Origin of the sequence: Klenkia taihuensis (assembly GCF_900112525.1) — a bacterium.
Taxonomy (GTDB): domain Bacteria; phylum Actinomycetota; class Actinomycetes; order Mycobacteriales; family Geodermatophilaceae; genus Klenkia; species Klenkia taihuensis.
The window spans coordinates 56,461-77,508 of sequence record NZ_FOMD01000003.1 but is presented as its reverse complement, the minus strand read 5'-3'; the positions used below and the strand labels follow the sequence as shown (position 1 = coordinate 77,508).

The window sequence follows — 21,048 nt, the reverse complement described above, 5'->3', positions numbered from 1 at the left end:
TCAGCCGCCGACGGACTCGCGGGTCCCGCCGGCCAGCTCGGCGCGGCCCCGGCCCGCGGCCTTGGCGGCGTACAGCGCCTGGTCGGCCCGGCGCATCAGCTGGGCCGCGGTCTCCCGGTCGCGGAACTGGGCCACCCCGCAGGACATGCCGATGCCCGGGTGCAGGGTGCGCAGGCGCCGGACCAGCTCCAGGGCCCGCGCTCCGGTCCAGCCCGGCAGCAGCAGCGCGAACTCGTCGCCGCCGTGCCGGGCGAGGACGGCGCCGGCCGGCAACGCCCGCCGCCAGGTGCGGGCGACCTGCCGCAGCACCTCGTCCCCGGCGGCGTGGCCACCGGTGTCGTTGACCTGCTTGAAGTGGTCCAGGTCGAGCAGGGCCGCGGACAGGACGGCGCCGGGCCGCACCAGCTCGGCCAGCGCCTCGTCGAAGCCGCGCCGGTTGGCCAGCCGGGTCAGCCCGTCGGTGCTCGCCCGGCTGGCCTCGGCGACCAGCCGCCGGGTGACGACGCCGATGGCCACGAGGACGACGTCCAGGGCGAGCGCCGTGGTGGGCGGGACGTCGCCGCGGGTCAGCAGCGCCGCCGTGATCAGCCCGACGGCGAGGCCGAGCTGGGCGAGCGCACCGGGCAGGGCGAAGAAGAAGAACGAGTCGACGCCGACGAACAGGATGATCGCGCCGACGACCAGGGCCGTCACCTCGCCGGGGGCCATCAGCGCGGCGACGGCGATGAGCACGGTGGCCGCGGCGACGGGTGCGTGGAAGAACCCGCGCGGGGCCGCCGCCCCCCAGCGGGCCAGGGCCAGCCCGGAGACGACGGCGGTGCTGCCGAGCGCCACGATCGCCCACCGGCGGGCCGGGTCGGGGTCCCCGCCGGGCACGCCGACGAGCCCGCAGGTGCCGCCGAGGACGTAGAAGAGGCTGAGCGTCTGGGCCATGACCCGCGAGGTGGCGACCTCGGGTGCGCGGTGCCGCCTCACGCGCGCACCGCCGTCGCCAGCTCGACCCGGCCGCGGCCGGCGGCCTTGGCGGCGTACAGCGCACCGTCGGCACGGCGCACCAGCTGGGCCACCGACTCCCCCGGCTCGTACTGGGCCACCCCGCAGGACAGCCCGATCCCGGCCAGCGCGTCGCACACCCGCCACACCACGACGACGGCCTCGGGGCCGGTCAGGTCGGGCAGCAGCAGGGCGAACTCGTCGCCGCCCTGGCGGGCCAGCACCGCGCCGGGCGGCAGCACCCGCCGCGGCTCCTCCGCCACGCGCAGCAGCACCCGGTCGCCGGCCTCGTGGCCGGCGGTGTCGTTGATCTCCTTGAAGTGGTCGAGGTCGAGCAGGGCCACCGACACCACCCGGTCACCGCGCACCAGCTGCTGGAGCCGGTCGTCGAGGCTGCGCCGGTTGGGCAGGCCGGTGAGCGGGTCGAGGTCAGCGCCCGAGGCGCGCGCGGCCAGCCGGCGGGTGACCACGGCGAGGGCGACGAGCACGCAGTCCAGCGCCAGGACGGTCCAGACGGCGACGTCGCCGCGCAGCAGCAGCGCGCCGTTGCTGCAGACCGCGGCCAGCACGAGGTGGGCCCGGGCCGCGCGCGGGGTGAAGAAGTAGCAGGCGTCGACGACGGCGAGGGAGGCCAGCCAGGCGACGGCGACGGCGGTGGCCGGCTGCGGCGGGACGAGCACGCCGACCCCGACGACGACGGTCGCCAGCGCCACCAGTCCGTCGAGCAGCCGGCGCGGCACCCGGTCGCGGACGAGCAGCAGGACGGCGGTGCCGACGGTGCCGACGGCGACCGCGACGGCGGCGACCACGCGGCGGGCGGTGTCGAGGTCGGCCTCGAGCGCGATGAGCACCCCCAGCACGGTCCCGGCCGCGTAAAAGACGGCCAGCGTCTCGACCATCACGCGGGGGCTGGCCGCACCCGCGGCCGTTGTCCCGCGCATGCACCCGGTGTCGGCGGCGCGCCCGCCGGGCTTGACGTCCCCTCCCCCGGTCGGGTGGGGCAGGGTGGACGCGTGCACCTGATCGGGATCGACCTCGCCTGGGGCCTCAAGCAGCCCACCGGCACCGCGGTGCTCGACGAGGGCGGCCGGCTGCTGCACGTCTCCGCCGTCCGCACCGACGACGAGGTGCTCGCCGCGCTCGAGCCGTACACGAGCGGGCCGTGCGTGGTGGCAGTGGACGCGCCCCTGGTGGTGACCAACGCGACCGGCAACCGGCGGGCCGAGCGGGAGCTGAACGCGGACTTCGCGAAGTTCCAGGCCGGCGCGCACCCGACCAACCAGGGCAAGCCCGAGTTCACCGACGGCGACACCCGCGGCGGGCGCCTGGTGCGCAGGCTGGGCCTGGACCTCGACCCGCGCTCGGGCCGGCCACGGCGGGCGATCGAGGTGTACCCGCACGCGGCGACGGTGGCGCTGTTCCGGCTGGGCCGGACGCTGAAGTACAAGAACAAGCCGGGCCGGACGCTGGACGGCATGCGCGCCGAGCTGCTGGTGCTCATGGGTCACCTGGAGGCGGTGCCGGAGCTGCACCTGGGCGAGGCGTGGACGGTGCTGCGCACGGCGGTGGAGACAGCCGTGCGCAAGAGCGAGCTGCGCCGGGTAGAGGACCAGGTCGACGCCGTGGTGTGCGCCTACGTCGCGCTCGTCGCCGTCCGCCGGCCCGACGACGTGACCATCTACGGGACGGCGGGCGAGGGCGCGATCGTGACGCCCTCCCTGCCGCCGGACCTGGTCCCCGGCCCGCCCCCGGCCGCCGCGGTGGACCCGGCGCAGCGGGCGATCCAGGACTACGCCGACGGCTACCCGGCCACGGTGCAGGCCGCCGCCGAGGCCCTGGCGCTGGTCACCGGGCTGCTGGACGAGGCCGGCATCAACTACCTGTCCATCGCCGGGCGGGCCAAGACGGTGGCGTCCTACGCAGAGAAGGTGACCCGGGAGGTCGACGGGGTGCGGCTGTACCCGGACCCGGTGCGCGACATCGGCGACACGGTCGGGGTGCGGGTGATCCTGTACGTGCAGAGCGACGTGGTGGCGGTGGCCGAGCTGCTGGCCGACCAGGTGGTGGTGCACGACGACCGCGACATGGGGTCGGTGACCGCGCGCGAGGGCCGCTTCGGCTACGCCAGCCGGCACCTGCAGATCGGGCTGGACGCCGCCCGCGCCGGGGAGTGGCCGGCGCTGGTGGACCGGCGGGTGCAGGTGCAGGTGCGCACGGTGCTGCAGCACGCGTGGGCGGAGTTCGAGCACGACATCCGCTACAAGGGCACCGTGCCGGCCGAGCACGCGTCGGAGTTCGACCGCCGCTTCACCCTGGCCGCCGGCCTGCTGGAGCTGGCCGACCAGGAGTTCACCGCGATCCGCGACCGGCTGCGCTCACCGCTGTCGGTCGAGTCGGAGGACGACGACCCCGACGACCCGCGGATCGCCCCGCGCGAGCTGGCCGCGTTCCTGGCCGGGCAGTACGCCGACGCGGGCTGGTCGCGGCCGGACCACTACGACTGGATCTCCGGCCTGCTGCTGGAGCTGGGCGTGACGTCGCTGGTGGAGCTGGGCGAGGTGCTGCGGTCGGCCGACGAGGGCGGGATCGCCTCCCGCATGGGCTACAAGTACCCACCCGGTGCCGTGCGGCGGCTGGACGACGCCCTGCTGGCGGGGTTCGGGCAGCGCTACGTGGACCTGCACGGCAACGCCCACCGGCGCGACGCGCTGTCTGCGCGGTCGGCCAAGCTCGCCGGCTGAGCCGCCGCCGCTGCCGCTGCTCGCGGTGCGGCCGCTGACCGTCATCTGACGGTTGTCGACCACTTCTCGCGGACTGTGGTCGCTGACCGTCAGATGACGCCTGGTCCGGGGCTGGGGGCGTCGAGGTCAGTCGTAGGGGTTGGTCAGGACGGCGCGGGCCTCGACGGCGGTGAGCTGCACGGCGGGACCGTCGGTGGTGGTCGTGCCGGCGACCTCGAGCGGGGCGCTGCCGTCGACGGTGAACGTGCCGCCCCAGGTGACCGTGAGGTAGGTCGTGTAGCTGCCGGACGTGTAGTCGTAGGTGACCGTCTGGTCCGGGTAGGGCACGCCGGGGCCGTCGGAGGTGACGACCGCTCCCCCGTCACCGGTGTGCCAGGTGAACCCTTGCGCGACCGCCGTGATGACGACGGCGAAGCCCCGGATGTCGACGGTGAACACCTGCTGCACGGGCGCGTCGGTGTAGAAGATCGTCGGCAGCCCGACCAGGACGGTCCCGCCGGGGGGCTGGACGACGGTGCTCAGCTGCGGCAGCGGCAGCTGCTGGAAGTACCGGAACACCTCCTCCGGCGTAGGCGCCGGGTTGAGCTCCGTTATATCGACGCATCCTTCGCGATAGGCCAGGTAGCCCGACCTGCTCGAGCCAGGTGTGAGTCCTGCCGCGAGCGCCGCGTCATTCGCTGCATCGCCGACCGCTACCTCCGCAGGCTGAACCAGGGCTTGTCGCTGTGCCACCAGGTACTGGATAACGCGACCGTCAACCGGCTCGCAGACGAGGCCGGCCTGGCAACCGTTGCCAGCGTCATCCGCTGCTTGGCATGCGCTGATGAGTCGGTAGCGGTACGCGGGCCATGGGTTGGGCACCGCATTCGAGGCCAGCAGCACACCGCCTGGGGCGTCGATCAATGAGGCGACGTCGAACGTGCCCGGTCCGGCCGCGACCTCGGTTGGCGGTGGACACGGGTTGTTGATCGTTCCGCAAGCCAGGGCTGCGCCGGCGCCAAACACGACCGAGCTGCCGACGATCGCGGCCACCATGAGCAGCCGTCGGATCACGAGGCTTGCTCTAGGTATAGCGAGGTGGTCAGCCAAACGCTGCGACTCGTATCCCAGGAGAGCGTCAGCCCCCCACTCAAACGCTGGGCAGGAACTTCGCGACCGTCAAGAGGTTCACCAGCTGGACCGACGACCTGGAATGCCGCGCGGTCAACCGCGACACCAACACTCATCTCCGAATCGCTGATAGCCCGGTCGAAAAAAGCCTGAACCACGGCATCGCCGCCATTGAACTGGTTTCCTGCAGCCCGGTCGGCCGAGTAGGACTCGATGTCAGCCTGACAGTTCTCGCAAGCTTGACTCAGCTGCTCCATCCAGGACGGGTCCAACGACTCAGCGGTGTAGAACGACAGATCCACGTAGTACTTCGCCATGACGACGGCCGCGGCTTCGGTCTGCTCCCGGGCTTCGTCCGGCACCGGGAAGTCCACCGGACCCAGCGGCTCTAAGGTGGGCGACGCCAACGTGGACCCCGCCGTCGGCAGGGTGTCGTTCGCCGGCGACGGCTCCGAGCACCCGGCGAGCACCAGCAGAGCAGCGAACCCGGCCACCCACGCTCCACGCCGCACAGCTGCCCCCGCATCCTCGACGACCGGTCCGCGGGAGTCTATGCAGGTCAGCCGCCCGACGGGACCCGCCTGTGGACGGCTAGCCTCATCCGGTGCGTGATCCGCTGACCTACGACGACCTGCTCGAGCTCGCCGCCCACCGCGACCAGGCCGGTCACCGCGAGGCCGCGGACACCGTCCTGGAGTGGGCCACCGAGGTCCACCCCGACGACGAGCCGACCACCGCCGAGCTCCTCGCCGAGGCGGGCTGGCAGTTCGACCTCGCCGGCGACACCGAGGCCGCGCTCGAGGTGCTGCGTCGCTCGCAGCAGACCGGACCCACCACGCCCGACGTCCGCTGCTCCATCGTCGCCGTCCTGCTGGCGGCCGACCGGGTGGACGAGGCGAGGGACGAGGCAGACGACATCCGGCGGTCGCGGCCCGCGGTCGTCGACTGCGACGCGATGGCCCAGGTGTGGGAGACCGCCGGCGACCCGGACCAGGCGCTCCGTTGGTCCTCCATCGGCCTCAACCGCATCGACCTGGACGCCGACGACGAGATCGACGTCGAGGCCTCCACCCAGCTGCTGCAGACGCGCGCCCGCATCCGCGCAGCGATGGGCCTGCCCCCGGAGTGAGCCCGGGGGCAGGCGCCCGCACTACTTCCTGGACTTCTTCCAGGCCTTGCGGGCCTTCTTGGCGTCCTTGCGAGCAGCCTTCGCGGCCTTCTCGGCGCGCTTGCGGTCCTTCTTCGAACCGCTGTCCTTGATCGCGGCGACCAGCTTCTTCAGCTTGGACTCGGCCTTGCGGACCTTCTTCTTGGCGGTCTTCGCCATGTTCGCGCTCCTGTTCTCGAAGACGTCGTGGAGAGGACACCTTGCCCGAAGCATGATCAGTCATGCACAACGGGTCGGGTGACCTTGTCCACGGAGCCCCGGACCCGCCACGCTGTCGTCCGTGCTGACCCGGGCGTCGTGGCTGGTGGCGGGCACCGCTGCGGCCGGCGTCCTGGGCCTGGTCGCGCTCCGGGTCGCCGGCGACACCGGCTTCGCCACCGACCCGGTGGGCGCGCTCGGCCTCGCCACCGGGGCGGTCGTCGCCGCTGCTGCCGCCGACCGGCTGGACGGCCCCGCCCGCCGGCTCGCGCTGGCGCTGGCCGCCTCGCTGGTCGGCTACCTGCTCGCCGCGGTGTGGGCGGTGAGCAGCCGCGACCCGGTCGCCGTCGCGGTGTGGGGCTGCGCGTGGATCCCGCCGCTGGCGCTGGCCCAGCTGACCGCGGCAGCCGCCGTCCGGCGCACCGGCACGAGGGCGTGGGACTCCCGCGTCGTCGCCGTCGTCCTCACCGCGGCGACGCTCGGCGCCCTGCTGCTGACCCATGCGTCCGACCCGTTCCGCGGCGTAGCCACCATCGCGCCCGAGGCCTGGACGACGGCCCTGGCCCCGCTCGGCGCCGTCCTCACCGTGGCGGCCGGGCTGGCTCTCCTCCTGCTGCCGGCCAGGCTCGGCCGGGCGGCGGTCACCTCGACGGGGCCGGCTCGCGCCGGATTGGGCACGGCGGCCGCCGGCACGGTCACCGCACCGCTGGTGGTGGTGTTCTGTCTGCTGCTGGCGGTGGCGCGCGACCCCGGCGCGGTGGAGCCCGAGCTGGGGTCGGTGGCGTTCCTGGTCGCCCTCGGCGGTGGATCGGCGGCGGCGGCGGCCTGGTGCGCGGTCGCGGCGGCGAAGGGGGCGGTGTTCGCGGTCCGGGGCACCGCGGTGGCGGCCGCCGTCCTGGTCGTGCTGGGCACCGGGACCCTGCTGGCGGTGGCGCTGCCCCCGGTGGGCACCGCGGTCGCCGTCGCCGCGGTGGCGCTGGTCTGCGTGGTGGGCGGGTGGGTCGGCGGCGGCCGGCTGGCCCGTGCGCTCGAGCCGGCACCCGAACCCGTGCCCGCGCCGCGGGTCCCGGGGCTGACCCAGCGCGAGAGCGAGGTGCTCGGGCTGCTGGCGTCGGGGGCGAGCAACGCGGGCATCGCGGCGCAGCTGGTGATCAGCGAGCGGACCGTCGACGCCCACCTGCGGTCGGTGTTCGCGAAGCTCGACCTCGGGCAGGACGGCGGCACCAACCGGCGGGTGCAGGCGGCCCGGATCTGGCTGCAGCACACCTCCTGACCTGCGAATAGGTGCTGGCACCGATGCGCGCGCAGGTTCGCGGGCCCGAGGTTGGTGGGACCACCACCGACCCCAGGAGGTCCTGTGCCCACCACGCTCACCGCCCGCTCCGCGCCGCCCCGGGCGGCCGTCGTCCTGCTCGGCCTGCTGCTGGTCTCCCTCGCCGCGCGGCTGGTCTTCTCGGTCTGGGAGGGCCCCTTCGAGGGGTCCGTCACCGCCGCGGACGCCGCCCGCCCCGGCTACTGGTGGATGAACCTGTACGTCGGCGGGCCGGGCTACACCGTGTCGTTCGTGGCCACTGCCGTGTTCCTGGTCCTGCTGGGTCGCGGCACGGTGCTGGCGTGGGTGTCGGCGCTGCTGGTCGGGCTGGGCGGGGTGGTCTTCGGGCTGGTCATCACCGCGGAGGTGCTGCCCTTCGTCCTCGCCGTGGACCCGGCGGTGCTGCCGGCCGAGCAGGGCCGTGACCTGGTCGACGCGCTGAACGGCCGCATGGACCTGCTGCTGCCCACGATCCTGGGGTCGATGGCGGTGATCGCCGTCGGGGCGGTGCTCGGCCTGCTCGTGGCGTGGCGGGCGCGGACGACGCCGCCCTGGTTCCCGCCCGCTGCCCTGAGCGCGGTCGTGGCCTCGCAGCTGCTGCCGACCGTCCCGGGCTACCTGCTGGAGACCGCCGTCACCGCTGCGATCGGCTGGTTCGGCACCCGGGTCGCTACCGGCTGACCGGGCTCAGTCGCTGCCGCCCCCGCCACCGCCGCCGTCCCCACCGCCGCCGGCGCCGCCGTCGCTGCCCCCGGCGCCGGAGTCGGCTCCCCCGTCCGCTCCACCGTCGTACCCGCCGTGGTGGCCGGAGTGGCGCCCGGAGTCCGCGCCCCCGTCGGACCAGGTGGTGCCGCCGTAGGCCGCCGTCCCCCCGTCGGACGACGCGCGGCGCGCGGTGGTCGGGCCGGCGGCGCGGCTGCGCTGGTAGGCCCGGAACAGCACGACCAGGACCACCAGGACGACGACGACGGCGATCAGCTTGCCCATGGCGCACACCTTGGCGGTCGAGCGGGCCGCGCGCCAGCACGGTAGGAACCCACCGTGGCACCTCCCCTGCTCCTGCTCGACGTCGACGGCGTGCTCAACGCCCTGGACCGCGGCGACGCCCCCGACCGGGTGCGCCGCACGTTCGCCGGCTACCTGCTGTCGTGGGACCCGACCGTCACGAAGCGCCTCGCCGACTGGCACGCCGACGGCACGGTCGAGCTGCAGTGGCTGACCACCTGGGCGGCCCGCGCCGACGAGATGCTCGCCGAGCCGATGGGTCTGCCGCGCGGGCTGCGGGTGCACGAGCGACCGCACGGCGAGGGTCCGACCGGCTACTCGAGCAGCCTGGGCGGTGCGCCGAACTGGTGGAAGCTGGGTGCCGCGCAGGCGGTGGTCGCCGAGGACCCGACCCGCCGCACCGTCTGGATCGACGACGACCTGGCGCTGCAGGCCGACGACGTGCAGGCGTTCCTGGCCGACAACCCGCAGGTCTACGTCGTGGCGCCGGACCTGGCGACCGGGCTCACCCACGGCCACCTCGACGCGGTGGAGGCCTGGCTGGTCAGCGGGAGCTGAGCCAGGCGTCGAACGTCGGGCCCACCCGGCGGGCGTCCGGACCCGGCAGCAGACCGTGCCGCATCCGCCGGCCTTCAGTACCCGGGAGCGGCACCCGCACGACCAGCCGGCGCTTGCCCTGGACGGCGAGCTCCGCACGGACCAGGTCGGCGAGCTCGGCGTCCTGGGGGCCGGCGAGGTCGGGCACCCGCCCCTGCGGCGGGCCCTCGGCGAGGCGGACCAGCTCGGCGGCGACCTCGGCCGCGGCGACGGTGGCGGTCCGCATGGCGGGGACGACGACGAACGGCCCTCGGCCGAGGCGCCGCGCCATCTGGCCCGGGAACTCATGGAACTGGGTGGCCCGCAGCAGGGTCCAGGGCGCGGGCCCGGCGGCGAGGGCCTGCTCCTGGGCGACCTTGCCGGCGTAGTAGCCGCTGGCCGCGCCGTCGATGCCGACGATCGAGAGCGTGACGAGGTGCCGGGCCACGGCGGAGAGGTGCTCCGTGGTCCGCCGGAACCAGCGCTGGGCGACGTCGGTCTGCTGGGTGCTGACGTTGAGCACGTCGACCACCGCGTCGGCCCCGTCGAGGGCGTCGGCGAGACCGGCACCGGTGGCGACGTCCGTACCCGTCGCCCGGGACAGGGGGGCGACGTCGTGGCCGGCGTCGGCCGCCAGCCGCACCACGTGCGCGCCGACGACGCCGGTCGCACCGGCCACCGCGATCCTCACGCGGGGACCGTAGCGGGAGGGTCGGTCAGCCCCAGCTGCCGGCGCGGGCGGCCTCGACGTTGGGGTCTTCGAGCGTGCGGTTCCACCAGCGGGCGGACGGGACCGGGGCGGGCAGGGTGGCGGCGAGCTCGTCGTGCAGGTCGTCGTCCTCCCCCGGGTCGACGCGGCGGACGGCGGAGAGACCGGCCTGCACCACGACCGTCGCGAGACCGGCCAGCAGCCACACGGTGGCGATGCCGGCCAGCGGCGGGACGAGCGCGCCGACCAGCAGCGGTGCCACCACGCCCCACAGCAGGGTGCGGGTGGAGATGGTGTCGTGCGGTCGGTCCACGGGGTGCTCCTGGTGACGGGCGGGTCCCACGTCATCGGGGCCCGCCCGTCGGCGGTTGAGCAGGGTTCACCCCACCGGGTCAGAACTCCTCGTAGCGGGTGGGGTCCTGGTCGTAGGTGCGGCCGTCGGGGTGGCCGAGGGCGGTGATCCGGGCGACCTCGTCGTCGGTGAGGGCGAGGTCGGCAGCGGCGAGGTTCTCGGCCTGCCGCTGCGGCGAGGCGGCCTTGGGCAGCGGGAGCGCACCGAGGGCGATCGACCAGGCGAGCGCGACCTGCGCGGTGGTGGCGTCGTGGGCCTGGGCGACCTCGGTGAGGACGGGGTGCTCGAGCAGGTCGTTGCCGCGGCCGAGCGGGGTCCAGGCCTCGGTGATGATGCCGTGCTCGGCGCCGTAGGCGAGCAGCTCGGCCTGCGGGAAGTAGGGGTGCAGCTCGATCTGGTTGACCTGGGGCAGCTCGCCGGTCTCGGCCTGCAGCCGGTCGAGGTGCTCGGGCTCGAAGTTGCAGACCCCGATGGCCTTGACCAGCCCGCGGTCGCGGGCCTCGATCAGCGCGCCCCACGCTTCGACGTACTTGTCGACGCCGGGGTTGGGCCAGTGGATGAGGTACAGGTCGAGGACGTCGAGACCGGTGCGGAAGAGGCTCTCCTCGATGGTGGCGATCGCCTCGTCGTGGGCGTGGTGCCGGCCGGGGAGCTTGGAGGTGATGACCAGCTCGTCGCGGCGACCGGAGTTGCGCACCGCGCGGCCGACGGCGCCCTCGTTCTCGTAGTTGAAGGCGCTGTCCAGCAGGGTCCAGCCCCCGTCGATGGCCTGCTCGATCGCGTGCACCCCGGCGTCGCCGTTGAGGCGGTAGGTGCCGAAGCCCAGCGCGGGGAGGGTGAGGCCGCCGTGGGCGGTGAAGGTCTGCATGCCGAGGAGTCAACCGGGGTGTGGACCGCCCGGCACCCTGTGGACGGCGGGACCCCGGTGTCGGCGCAGCGCGGCACCCTCCAGCCCATGACCTCTCCCCTGCACCGCTCCGTCCCCGTCACCGACGCCGCCGAGCTCACCGAGCGGTGGCGCGGGCTGCTGCAGCACATGCGGGCGCCCGAGTCACGGACGCTGTGCCTGGCCTGGCTGCACCGCGACGGCACGATGGCCGAACTGGTCATCCCGGTCGACGACGTCCCGGTGGAGCCCGACCGCACGATGATCGGCCACCTGCGGGGGTTCCACGACGAGGTCGCCGAGCAGACCGGCGTCGACCCGGCAGACCTGCACCTGGCGATGTGCCTGGAGCGCCGCGGACCGACGTACCTGACCCCGGACGACCACGCATGGGTCGCTGCGCTGGAGTCGGTGATGCGCACCCGGGAGGGGCTCGACTGCAGCGTGCACGTCGCCGCCGACACCTGGGTGGTGCCCGCGCTGCCGCGGCTCAGCTGGTGAGCAGGCGCACCGGCTCGCCGCGCATCCACGCCGCGACGTCCTCGACGACCTCGGGCCAGAACACCTCGTAGGTGCGCTCGGTGACGTATCCGAGGTGCGGGGTGAGGACGGCGGTGCGCAGCTCCCGCAGCGGGTGGTCGGCCGGCAGCGGTTCGGTGTCGTAGACGTCGAGGCCGGCGCCGTGGATGCGTCGTGCGCGCAGGGTGTCGACGAGTGCGGCCTCGTCGACGACGGGTCCGCGGCTGGTGTTGACCAGGATCGCGGTGGGCTTGAGCATGCCCAGCTCGCGGGCGCCGAGCAGGCCGCGGGTGCGGTCGGACAGCTTGAGGTGGATGGACACGACGTCCGACATCTGCAGCAGGTCGTCGAGGTCGACCCGCCGGACGCCGACCTCGGCGGCCCGCTCGTCGGTGAGGTTCGCGCTCCACGCGACCACGTCCATGCCGAACGCGAGGCCCACCCGGGCCACCTGCGCGCCGAGGTTGCCCAGACCCAGCAGTCCCAACGTCGCCCCGTGCAGGTCACGCCCGACGGTCCGCTGCCACCCGCCGGCCCGCAGGGAGGCGTCCTCGACGGGGACGTTCCGGGCGACGGCGAGGATCAGCGCCCAGGTCAGCTCGGCGGTGGGCGGTCCGTAGAAGCCGGTGCCGCAGACGGTGATGCCGCGGTCGCGTGCGGCGTCCAGGTCGATGGCGGCGTTGGCCATGCCGGTGGTGACCAGCAGCCGGAGGTCGGTCAGCTGCTCGAGCACCTCCTGCGGGAAGGCGGTCCGCTCCCGCATGGCGACGACGACGTCGAACCCGCGGAGCCGGTGCACCAGGTCGTCGCCGGTGACCGAGTCGGTGAAGGCCACCACCTCGGCCGGCTCGGGCAGCTGCGACCAGTCGGCGAAGCGGGCGGCGGCGTGCTGGTGGTCGTCGAGGAGCGCGATGCGGTGCACGGCTCCGGTCTACCCCTGGTCCGGCCGCCGCGCTGCCTGGTCGGTGGGTGCGCGACGACGGCGGCGCAGGGTCCGGGGACCCTGCGCCGCACCGTCAGTTCTCGCAGCCGACGCCGTCGCCGTCCCGGTCGAACTTGGCCTGGAAACCGGGGTCGCCTGCGTAGATCGGGGCCGCGCCGGCAGCCCGGACCGCATCGCAGTTCTGGTAGTACACGCTGCTCGAACCCGAGCTCGATCCTCCACCTACGGCAGGTGCCGGCGCGGAGGCCGGTGCAGGGGCGGGGGCAGGCCGGGGCGCCGGTGCCGTCCAGGCATAGGTGCACTCGGCCGCCGCCGTCTGCCCCGCCACGTCGGTCAGCACCGCCCGGACCAGGTAGGAACCGGGGCTGGCGTAGGTGTGGCTGAAGATCGCCGCCAGGCTCTGGTCGTCGTCGGTGTAGGAGTCTCCGTCGCCGTAGGTGATGGTCACGCTGAACGGCCCCGTCGCCGAGATCTGCTGGCCGTAGACCGGCGAGGCGTTGGTCCCGCCCGACGGGCAGGTCATCGCGAGGACCGGAGCCGGCGGCAGCACCGGCGACGGCGCCGTCGTCGTGGTCGGGGCCGCGACGAACGGGCGCTCAGCGGGGGCACTCGTCGACCGCGAGGTGGGTGCGGAGGTCGTCCGCGCCGCGGACGTCTGCGCGGCGTCAGCCGCCGCGGTGTCGGTCGGGACGGAGGGCGTCATCGCGCTGCCCACGGTCATCACGGCCAGCCCAGCGGCCACAACTCCCCCGGCGACACGGCGGCTGCCGATGCCGAGGCGTCGGGACCGGCCGCGGACGGCCGCCGCGCCTCCGACGACGAGGGCCGCCAGCCCGAGCACGCCGAGCGCCTGCCCGACCCCCTGGGTGAGCAGCACGAGGAGCGCGAGCCCACCGATGACTGCTGCCCCGACCTTGATCGTCCGGTCCGGCCCGTGTGCGGCGTCGTCCGTGCTGCCCTGCTCCATGCTGTTCCTCCCCGTGGCGCCCTCGGCGGCGCACCGACACGATGCGGCACGAGCGGAACCGAACGGGGCCGTTCCGCTGGGACACGCTCGGCGGAGGCACAGCAGCCACAGGTGCCCCAGGCGGTCAGCCGGCGATGATCTCCAGCGGCACGGACCGGGTGCCCCACTCGGCCCACACCGCCATCTCGGGCTCCTCGGTCACCCGGAAGCTGCTGCTGCGGGCCAGGAACTCCTCCAGGGTCAGCCGCATCATCATCCGGGCCAACGGCGCGCCGGGGCAGCTGTGCGTGCCCCGCCCGAAGCTGATGTGCCTGTCGATGTTGGGCCGGTCCAGCACGAACGAGTCGCCGTCGGGGAAGACCTTCTCGTCGCGGTTGGCCGAGGTGTAGACCAGCGCGATCGGGTCGTGCTGGCGCACCAGCTCGCCGGACAGGACGACGTCCTCGCGGGCGGTGCGGGCCATCCCGCGGTAGGGCGAGTAGAGCCGCAGGAACTCCTCCACCGCGGCGGGGATCCGGTGCGGCTGCGCGCGCAGCAGGTCCTGCAGCTCGGGGTCGCGGCTCAGGTGCACGAACATCGTGCCGGTGAACACGCTGGGGGCCACCATGCCGGTGACGATCAACTGCCGCACGCAGCCCAGCACCATCGGCGCCGGCAGCGGACCGCCCTCGTAGCGGGCCGCCAGCAGCGCGGCGGTGAGGTCGTCGGCCGGGTCGAAGGCGCCGCCGGTGCGGGCGTCGATGATCTCCTGCGCGATCTCGTACAGCCGCCCGCTCAGGCTCTTCACGGTGGCGTGGTCGAGCACCTGGATGGCGTCGACGTAGGTGCCGCTGACCCGCTTGATCTCCTCCGACGTCTCCGGCGCCAGGTTGAAGAACTCCGCGAACACGTGCGCCGGGAAGACGTGCGCGTACTGCTTGCAGACGTCGACCGTGCGCTGCTCGAGCAGCGGCTCCAGCAGCCGGACGGCGACCGCGCGCACCCGCGGCTCCAGCGCCCGCATCCGCGGCGGGATGAAGAACTGGTTGATCACGCGCCGGTAGGCCATGTGCTCGGGCGGGTCCAGGTGCAGCGGTGGCCGCACACCGGTGAACGCGAAGGCCGGCACCGCGTTCTGCCGTGACGTCGTGAAGTGCTCGATGTCGGTGATGACCGACAGCACCTCGTCGTAGCCCAACGCCGCCCAGAACCCCCCGTACTCCTGGCTGCGGGCCAGCGGGCAGCGCGGCCGCAGCTCCGCGAACTCCTCGTGCGCGCTGGTGAACGTCTCCCCCGGGCGCACCGGGTCGAAGTCGTGCTCGAGCCTGCGGGCTTCGGCGGCGGGGTCCACGGCGGTCTCCTCGGGGCTGCGGTCGCGGTCCCGGACCACCCTGGCAGGCGGATCCGTATTTCGCCAGAGGCTTGACGCGCGTTCTTGATACGGCCAACATGGCCGCACCCGCCGCGGTGACCCCCATCACCCCGTCGCCGCGGGCACGACCCCGGCCACGCCACCGAAGAGACAGGTCGACGCGATGCAGCCCGACGCAGCCTCAGCCCCCTCGACCCCCGTCGTGGAGGTGAACAACCTCCTCAAGCGGTTCCGCCGTGAGGACGGCGCGCTCGTGCACGCCATCGACGACGTCACCCTCACCGTCGACCCCGGGGACTTCGTCGTCCTGCTCGGCCCCAGCGGCTGCGGCAAGACCACCCTGCTGCGGGCCATCGCCGGGCTGGAGACGCCCGACAGCGGGCAGGTGCGGATCTCCGGCCGGACGGTCTACTCCTCGGCCGAGCGGGTCGAGCTCCCGCCGGAGCGCCGCGACATCAGCATGATCTTCCAGAGCTACGCGCTGTGGCCGCACATGACCGCGTTCAAGAACGTTGCCTACCCGCTGCAGAGCCGCCGCGGCCGCAAGCTCGGCAAGGACGAGATCGCCCGCCGCGTCCGGCAGGCGCTGGAGCTGGTCGGCGTCGGCGAGCTGGAGCGGCAGTACCCCGGCCAGATGAGCGGCGGCCAGCAGCAGCGGATCGCGCTGGCCCGCGCCCTGGTCAACAACGACGACCTGGTGCTGTTCGACGAGCCGCTGTCCAACGTGGACGCCAAGGTCCGCGAGCAGCTGCGCTTCGAGCTGGTCTCCATGCAACGCGAGCTCGGCTTCTCCGCCCTGTTCGTCACCCACGACCAGGTGGAGGCGATGGAGCTGGCGCACCGAATCGCCGTCCTGGACCGCGGCCGGGTCGTGCAGTTCGGCACCCCGCAGGAGATCTACCGCCGTCCGGCCACCCGGTACGTGGCCACCTTCATCGGCGCGATGAACGAGGCCCCCGGCCGCGTCGTCGCGGTCGACGGCTCCGGCCACGACGGGACCGTCACCGTGGAGACCGAGCACGGCCGGGTCACCGGCCGCACCCACGGCGCCCGGCACGCGGTCGGCGACCGGGTCGCCGCGCTCTGGCGGCCCGAGCACGGGGCCCTGCACCGCAGCGAGCCCACCGCGCCCAACCGCTGGCCGGGCGCGGTCAAGGCCGGCCTGTTCGTCGGCTCGCACACCGAGTACGTCGTCACCCTGGCCGGCGGCGACGTCCGGCTGTGGAGCCCGCGGCCGGACCTGGTCGCCGTCGACGCGTCGGCGTGGGTGTCGGTCGACGTGGACGACGTCCTGGTGCTGCCCGAGGACCAGAGCTCCGAGCAGCCGCAGGACGCACCCGCGGGCGAGCTGGCGACGGCGTCGTGACCGCCACCCTGGAGCGGCCCGCACCCCCCACGCCGGCGGAGCAGCCCCGGCGCCGGCGACGGCTGCCCGGACCCTTCGACTCGGTCACCCTGGTCATCGCCGCGGTGCTCATCGGCATCGTCGTGCTGCCCCTGGGCCGGGTGCTGGTGCGGATGTTCTGGGTGGACGGCGCCCTCACCATCGACCCGATCCGGCGCACCCTGGAGCTGCCGGGTCTGGGCGGGATGCTGCGCGACACCCTGATCCTGGTGGTCGCCAGCTCGGTGCTCGCCTTCGTCATCGGGACGACGCTCGCCTGGCTGAACGAGCGCACCAACGCCCGGATGGGCCTGCTGACCGACGCGCTGCCGCTGCTGCCGTTCCTGCTGCCGCCGGTCGCCGGCGCGGTCGGCTGGACGATGCTGCTCTCCCCGCGGGCCGGGCTGGCCAACAGCTGGCTGCGGGACCTGCTCGGCCTGGTCGGCATCGACCTGCGCGAGGGCCCCTTCGACATCAACTCCTGGTACGGCCTGATCCTGGTGATGGCGTTCTACGCCGTCCCGTTCGTGTTCATGAACGCCTCCGCCGGGCTGCGCAACCTGGACCCCGCGCTGGAGGAGGCCTCCCGGCTGGCCGGGGCGAGCACCTGGCGCACGCTGCGCAAGGTCACCCTGCCGGCCACCGCGCCGAGCCTGGGCGCGGGGTTCCTGCTGGCCATCTGGTTCGGCATCGGCATGTTCAGCATCCCGGCGATCATCGGCGGGCCGGCCGGCATCGACGTCGTCGCCGTCCGCATCGTCGAGCTGCTGACGTTCACCTTCCCGCCGCAGACCGACGTCGCCATCGGGCTGTCCGGCTTCGTCGTCGTCTTCGTCGGGCTGGCGTACTGGCTGCAGATGCGCATCCTGCGCCGCGGCCGGTACGCCACCCTCGGCGGCAAGGGCGCCCGCGCCCGGACCCTCGACCTCGGCCGGGCGAAGTGGCCGGCCCGCGTGCTGGTGCTCGGCTACGTGTTCGTCTCGACGGTGCTGCCGGTGGTCGCGCTGGTGCTGGTCTCGCTCAACGGCTTCTGGACGCCGGACATCCGCTGGGACAACCTGAGCTTCACCGCCGTCACCACCGCCGTGTTCGACGACCGGACGACGCTGACCGCGCTGGGCAACAGCCTGGGCCTGGGCCTGGTCGGCGGGCTGATCGGCATCCTCGGCGCGGCGATGATCTCGCTCTACGTCGCACGCCGGCGGACGGCGCTGGCCCGCGGCATCGACATCGCCGTCAAGATGCCCGCCGCGGTGTCGAACATGGTCATCGCCGTCGGCATCCTGCTGCTGCTGGCCGGGGCGCCGCTGTACCTGTCCGGGTCGCTGCTCATCCTGCTGATCGGCTACCTCGCGCTCTACCTGCCGCAGGCCTCCATCGCCGCGGACGCCGCGGTGAGCGGGGTGGGCAAGGAGCTGCCGGAGGCCTCGGCGGTGTCCGGCGCGCGCCCGGCGCGGACCTTCGGCCGGGTCTACCTGCCGCTGATGGTGCCCGGCCTGGTGGCCGGGTGGGCACTGCTGTTCATCCGCATCGTGGGCGACCTGACCGCCTCGGCGATCCTGGCCGGGACGGCGAACCCGGTGGTCGGCTTCCGCATCCTCGAGGTGTTCACCAGCGGGTCGTTCGCCCTGCTGGCCTCGCTGTCGACGGTGCTGGTGGTCATCACCGCCACCGTGCTGGTGGTCGTGCTCGCCTACACCCGGCGGATGAGCAAGCTCGGCGTGAGCGCCAGCGTGGGCGGGGTGAAGTGACCGCCGCGGTCGCGGCCGACGTCCGGACCACCCCGGAGAGCCTGCTGCTGACCTTCTTCGGCACGCACGTGCTCGGCCGGGCGACCCGGGTCTCGGCGGCCAGCGTGGTGGAGGTGCTGCAGCGGGCCGGCACGCCGGCCCCGGCCACCCGGTCGGCGCTGACCCGGATGGTCTCCAAGGGCCTGCTGTCCAGCCGCCGCCTGGGTCGCCCGGCCTACCTGGGTCTGACGCCCCGGTCCGAGCAGGTGCTGCAGGACGGCGGGGCACGGGTGTGGCGCAGCGGCGCGGTCAACCGGTTCTGGGACGGCCGCTGGACGCTGCTGTCCTTCTCCTTGCCGGGGTCGTGGCAGCGGCAACGCCACGAGCTGCGGGCACGGCTGGTCTGGGCCGGCTTCGGGCCGGTGCAGGGCGGGCTGTGGATCGCGCCGGGCACGGTCGACGTCGTCCCCCTGCTGGCCGGGGCGTCGGCCGCGCCGTACGTGCGGTCCTTCGTCGCGACCCCCGGCAGCGGGGACGACGTCCCCGCGATGGTCGCCGCCGCGTGGGACCTCGACGCCATCGCCGAGGGGTACCGCGGCTTCGCCGACCGGTGGGACGGCGGTCCGGCCGATCGGCAGCACACCGACCCGCTGGCCCGACAGCTGTTGCTGGAGACCGAGTGGCTGCAGCTGGTGCGCGCCGACCCGCGGCTGCCGGTGGAGCTGCTGCCCGCGTCGTGGCCGGCCGGCCCGGCGCAGGACCTGTTCCACCGGCTGCACGCCGCCGTCGACCCCGCCGCCCGGGCGGTCGCCGCCGGGCTGCTCGACACCGTCCCCGAGGGAGCGCCGTGACCGAGGACTTCGACCCGACCGCCACCGACCACCCCGAGGAGGCGCTGGCCGTCTACGCGCAGCTGCGGGAGAGGTGCCCGGTCGCGCACAGCGCTGCCTACGGCGGGTTCTGGGCGCTGACCCGGCACGCCGACGTCGCCGCCGCGGCCAGCGACCCGCGCACCTTCATCTCCTCGGTGCGCGCGGTGGTGCCCAGCGACCCGCGTGGCCTGCGCCGGCCGCCGCTGAACTACGACGCCCCCGCGCACACCCCCTACCGCCGGGCGCTGGACCGCACGCTGCAGCGCTCACGCATCGACCGGCTGGCGCCGCGGCTGCGGGAGCACGCCGCGCGGGAGCTGGCGCCGATGCTGGCGCGGGGGTCCGGCGACGTGGCGCAGGAGTTCGGTGCACGGTTCCCGGCGTGGGTGACCACCGAGTGGCTCAACCTCTCCCCCGCCACCGCGCCGGTGCTGGCCGACACCGCCACCCGGTGGGTGCAGGCCTGGCGCCGGATGGACGGCCCGGTGGTCAACGCGGCCAGCGAGGCGATGTACGACATGGCCCGCGCCCTGGTCGCCGCCCGCCGGGAACAGCCGCTGCCGGTCGAGGAGGACCCGGCCAGCTCGCTGCTGGCCGAGCGGCACGAGGGTGCACCGCTGGAGGAGGAGCAGCTGGTCGGGGCGCTGCGGCAGAGCCTGGTGGTCGGGATGGTCGCCCCGCCGATCCTGCTGGGGTCGGTCTGCGTACACCTGGCCCGCGACCGGGAGCTGCAGGACCGGCTGCGCGCCGACCCGTCGCTGGTGCCGGCCGCCGTCGAGGAGTTCCTGCGGCTGTACACCCCCTACCGGGGGTTCGCCCGCACCGTGGCCCACGACGTCGACCTGCACGGACGCCGCATCTCCCCCGGCGAGCCGGTGACGCTGGTCTACGCCGCGGCCAACCGCGACCCGGCCGTCTTCCCCGACCCCGACGCCTTCGTGCTGGACCGGCCCAACATCGCAGCGCACCTGGCGTTCGGCCGCGGCCGGCACCACTGCGCGGGGATGCCGCTGGCCCGCCTGGCCCTGGCCGTGGCGCTGGAGACCCTGCTCGCCGCCACGGCCGGGTTCGTCCTCGACGGCCCGCTCGAGGGCGCCCGGATGCCGGAGATCGGCTACGTGTCGGTCCCGCTGCGCTTCACCCCCCACCCCTGAACGACCCCTCGGAAAGGACACCCCATGCGCAGCACCCGCCGGAGCACCGCCGCTCTCGGTACCGCCACCGCCCTGACCCTGCTCATCACCTCGTGCGGAGGCGGGAGCTCGTCGGAGTCGGCGCCGGACGTCGCCGCGCCGAGCCTGGCCGGCAGCGACGAGCTCGACGAGCTCATCGCCGCCGCGCAGGAGGAGAACTGCCTGACGCTGTACGGCGTCCCCGACGAGGCGGCGCTGTCGACGCTGACCGACGCGTTCACCGCCGAGTACGACATCCCCGTGTCGGTGGTGCGGCTGGTGTCGGCGGACCTGACGCAGCGGTTCTCCACCGAGGCCGAGGCCGGCGCGGTGGCCGCGGACGTCGTCCTGCTGACGCACTCGCCGTTCTACGCCGACGCTTACTCACGCGGCTGGTTGACCCCGATGGACCAGGCCGAGATCCCGGCCTTCCCCGGCGAGTTCCCCGAGGGGTACACCGCCGACGACGGCCGGACGCCGATCGTGCAGCTGGTGCCGACGTCCATGGTCTACAACCCGGGGCTGGTCGAGGAGGCGCCCGAGTCATGGGAGGCCTACGCCGACCCCGCGTTCGCCGGGGAGCTGCTGTTCGCCGAGCCGACGTCCTCGCCGGCGAACGTGTCGTTCTGGCAGCTGATGCGCGACACCTACGGCGACGACTTCCTCGAGGCCGTCGCCGCCAACGGGCCGTCCTGGTACAACTCCGCGGTCCCGGCCACCCAGGCCGTCGCCGCGGGCGAGGGCTCGCTGGGCTTCCCGGGCGTGACGCCGATCGTGGCCAACCTGCAGTCGGCCGGGGCGCCGGTGGAGCTGGCGCAGCTGTCGCCGACGACCGGCCCGGAGATCGCGGTCGGGCTGGCCGCCGACAGCCCGTGCGGGGACGCCGGGCGGCTGTTCGCCAACTACGTGCTGAGCGAGGAGGGCAACACCTACCTCAACGAGCTGACCGGGGACATCTCGCCGTTCGCCGACACCGCGGACGACTTCGTGCGCCCGACGCCGGTGCCCGACGCGCAGGCGCAGGAGATCCGGCAGCTGCTGGGCGCGCCCTGACGACGCG

Annotated in this window: 23 protein-coding genes; 11 read left to right on the top strand and 12 right to left on the bottom strand. The window is 74.2% G+C overall.

Annotated elements, in window-relative coordinates:
• On the bottom strand, positions 1-975 hold the full coding sequence (locus tag BM158_RS12470) for a sensor domain-containing diguanylate cyclase (RefSeq protein ID WP_091559139.1): 975 nt from the start codon (positions 973-975) through the stop codon (positions 1-3).
• Positions 972-1,934 carry a GGDEF domain-containing protein gene (locus BM158_RS12465; protein ID WP_131802037.1) on the bottom strand — a complete coding sequence of 321 codons (963 nt, stop codon included), beginning with the start codon at positions 1,932-1,934 and terminating at the stop codon, positions 972-974. The genes BM158_RS12470 and BM158_RS12465 overlap by 4 nt, the downstream gene beginning before the upstream one ends.
• 72 nt (positions 1,935-2,006) lie before the next feature.
• Between BM158_RS12465 and BM158_RS12460 the strand changes: the two genes are divergently transcribed.
• Positions 2,007-3,734 carry a DUF429 domain-containing protein gene (locus tag BM158_RS12460; protein ID WP_091559132.1) on the top strand — a complete coding sequence of 576 codons (1,728 nt, stop codon included), beginning with the start codon at positions 2,007-2,009 and terminating at the stop codon, positions 3,732-3,734.
• A 126-nt stretch (positions 3,735-3,860) separates the two neighbouring features.
• Here the strand turns inward: BM158_RS12460 and BM158_RS21530 are convergent, their stop codons facing one another.
• Positions 3,861-4,787: a hypothetical protein gene (locus BM158_RS21530; protein ID WP_131802036.1), complete on the bottom strand. Its 927-nt coding sequence runs from the start codon at positions 4,785-4,787 to the stop codon at positions 3,861-3,863.
• Complete coding sequence (locus BM158_RS12450) at positions 4,784-5,338, bottom strand: hypothetical protein (RefSeq protein WP_091559126.1); 555 nt, start codon at positions 5,336-5,338, stop codon at positions 4,784-4,786. Before BM158_RS12450 ends, BM158_RS21530 begins: the two co-directional genes overlap by 4 nt.
• 110 nt (positions 5,339-5,448) lie before the next feature.
• On the opposite strand from BM158_RS12450, the gene BM158_RS12445 reads away from it, so the two are divergent.
• Positions 5,449-5,973 carry a tetratricopeptide repeat protein gene (locus BM158_RS12445; RefSeq protein ID WP_091559122.1) on the top strand — a complete coding sequence of 175 codons (525 nt, stop codon included), beginning with the start codon at positions 5,449-5,451 and terminating at the stop codon, positions 5,971-5,973.
• A gap of 21 nt (positions 5,974-5,994) precedes the next feature.
• Here BM158_RS12445 and BM158_RS21795 read toward each other — a convergent pair whose 3' ends face one another.
• Positions 5,995-6,171 carry a hypothetical protein gene (locus BM158_RS21795; protein ID WP_165628920.1) on the bottom strand — a complete coding sequence of 59 codons (177 nt, stop codon included), beginning with the start codon at positions 6,169-6,171 and terminating at the stop codon, positions 5,995-5,997.
• A gap of 121 nt (positions 6,172-6,292) precedes the next feature.
• Between BM158_RS21795 and BM158_RS22445 the strand changes: the two genes are divergently transcribed.
• Together BM158_RS22445 and BM158_RS12435 are read left to right on the top strand one after the other, a co-directional pair.
• Positions 6,293-7,483 (top strand): helix-turn-helix transcriptional regulator, encoded by a 1,191-nt coding sequence (locus BM158_RS22445; RefSeq protein ID WP_229827438.1) that lies wholly within the window; start codon positions 6,293-6,295, stop codon positions 7,481-7,483.
• An 84-nt stretch (positions 7,484-7,567) separates the two neighbouring features.
• Positions 7,568-8,203: a hypothetical protein gene (locus BM158_RS12435; protein WP_091559117.1), complete on the top strand. Its 636-nt coding sequence runs from the start codon at positions 7,568-7,570 to the stop codon at positions 8,201-8,203.
• 6 nt (positions 8,204-8,209) lie between these two features.
• Here BM158_RS12435 and BM158_RS22070 read toward each other — a convergent pair whose 3' ends face one another.
• Positions 8,210-8,509: a hypothetical protein gene (locus tag BM158_RS22070; RefSeq protein ID WP_191328533.1), complete on the bottom strand. Its 300-nt coding sequence runs from the start codon at positions 8,507-8,509 to the stop codon at positions 8,210-8,212.
• Between the two features lie 54 nt (positions 8,510-8,563).
• On the opposite strand from BM158_RS22070, the gene BM158_RS12425 reads away from it, so the two are divergent.
• Positions 8,564-9,085, top strand: coding sequence for an HAD domain-containing protein (locus BM158_RS12425; protein WP_091559113.1), 522 nt, complete (start codon positions 8,564-8,566; stop codon positions 9,083-9,085).
• Here BM158_RS12425 and BM158_RS12420 read toward each other — a convergent pair.
• The 3 genes from BM158_RS12420 to BM158_RS12410 all read right to left on the bottom strand — a co-directional run bounded on the left by BM158_RS12420 (position 9,072) and on the right by BM158_RS12410 (position 11,032).
• Positions 9,072-9,794, bottom strand: a complete 723-nt coding sequence (locus BM158_RS12420; RefSeq protein ID WP_091559108.1) for an SDR family oxidoreductase — start codon at positions 9,792-9,794, stop codon at positions 9,072-9,074. The genes BM158_RS12425 and BM158_RS12420 overlap by 14 nt on opposite strands.
• Before the next feature lie 25 nt (positions 9,795-9,819).
• Complete coding sequence (locus BM158_RS12415; protein WP_091559104.1) at positions 9,820-10,125, bottom strand: hypothetical protein; 306 nt, start codon at positions 10,123-10,125, stop codon at positions 9,820-9,822.
• 79 nt (positions 10,126-10,204) lie between these two features.
• Positions 10,205-11,032, bottom strand: a complete 828-nt coding sequence (locus BM158_RS12410) for an aldo/keto reductase (RefSeq protein WP_091559100.1) — start codon at positions 11,030-11,032, stop codon at positions 10,205-10,207.
• An 87-nt stretch (positions 11,033-11,119) separates the two neighbouring features.
• Between BM158_RS12410 and BM158_RS12405 the strand changes: the two genes are divergently transcribed.
• Complete coding sequence (locus tag BM158_RS12405) at positions 11,120-11,551, top strand: hypothetical protein (protein ID WP_131802035.1); 432 nt, start codon at positions 11,120-11,122, stop codon at positions 11,549-11,551.
• Here BM158_RS12405 and BM158_RS12400 read toward each other — a convergent pair.
• The 3 genes from BM158_RS12400 to BM158_RS12390 form a co-directional block, all read right to left on the bottom strand.
• Positions 11,541-12,491 carry a D-2-hydroxyacid dehydrogenase family protein gene (locus BM158_RS12400; protein WP_091559094.1) on the bottom strand — a complete coding sequence of 317 codons (951 nt, stop codon included), beginning with the start codon at positions 12,489-12,491 and terminating at the stop codon, positions 11,541-11,543. The two genes, BM158_RS12405 and BM158_RS12400, sit on opposite strands and share 11 nt — an antisense overlap.
• Positions 12,492-12,585: 94 nt before the next feature.
• Positions 12,586-13,479 carry an excalibur calcium-binding domain-containing protein gene (locus tag BM158_RS22065; RefSeq protein ID WP_229827439.1) on the bottom strand — a complete coding sequence of 298 codons (894 nt, stop codon included), beginning with the start codon at positions 13,477-13,479 and terminating at the stop codon, positions 12,586-12,588.
• Between the two features lie 124 nt (positions 13,480-13,603).
• Positions 13,604-14,809, bottom strand: a complete 1,206-nt coding sequence (locus tag BM158_RS12390) for a cytochrome P450 (RefSeq protein ID WP_091561075.1) — start codon at positions 14,807-14,809, stop codon at positions 13,604-13,606.
• Positions 14,810-14,993: 184 nt separating this feature from the next.
• Between BM158_RS12390 and BM158_RS12385 the strand changes: the two genes are divergently transcribed.
• Genes BM158_RS12385 through BM158_RS12365 form a run of 5 tightly spaced genes read left to right on the top strand, consistent with a single transcriptional unit; the run spans position 14,994 to position 21,041 of the window.
• Complete coding sequence (locus BM158_RS12385; RefSeq protein WP_091559090.1) at positions 14,994-16,196, top strand: ABC transporter ATP-binding protein; 1,203 nt, start codon at positions 14,994-14,996, stop codon at positions 16,194-16,196.
• The gene (locus BM158_RS12380; protein ID WP_091559087.1) at positions 16,193-17,965 is read left to right on the top strand and encodes an ABC transporter permease; all 1,773 of its coding nucleotides are present in this window, start codon (positions 16,193-16,195) and stop codon (positions 17,963-17,965) included. Before BM158_RS12385 ends, BM158_RS12380 begins: the two co-directional genes overlap by 4 nt.
• The gene (locus BM158_RS12375) at positions 17,962-18,795 is read left to right on the top strand and encodes a PaaX family transcriptional regulator (protein ID WP_091559083.1); all 834 of its coding nucleotides are present in this window, start codon (positions 17,962-17,964) and stop codon (positions 18,793-18,795) included. Before BM158_RS12380 ends, BM158_RS12375 begins: the two co-directional genes overlap by 4 nt.
• Positions 18,792-19,970, top strand: a complete 1,179-nt coding sequence (locus BM158_RS12370) for a cytochrome P450 (RefSeq protein WP_091559080.1) — start codon at positions 18,792-18,794, stop codon at positions 19,968-19,970. The genes BM158_RS12375 and BM158_RS12370 overlap by 4 nt, the downstream gene beginning before the upstream one ends.
• Before the next feature lie 24 nt (positions 19,971-19,994).
• Entirely contained in the window at positions 19,995-21,041 is a 1,047-nt protein-coding gene (locus BM158_RS12365) for an ABC transporter substrate-binding protein (RefSeq protein ID WP_091559076.1), read from the top strand.
• Positions 21,042-21,048 lie beyond the last annotated feature (7 nt).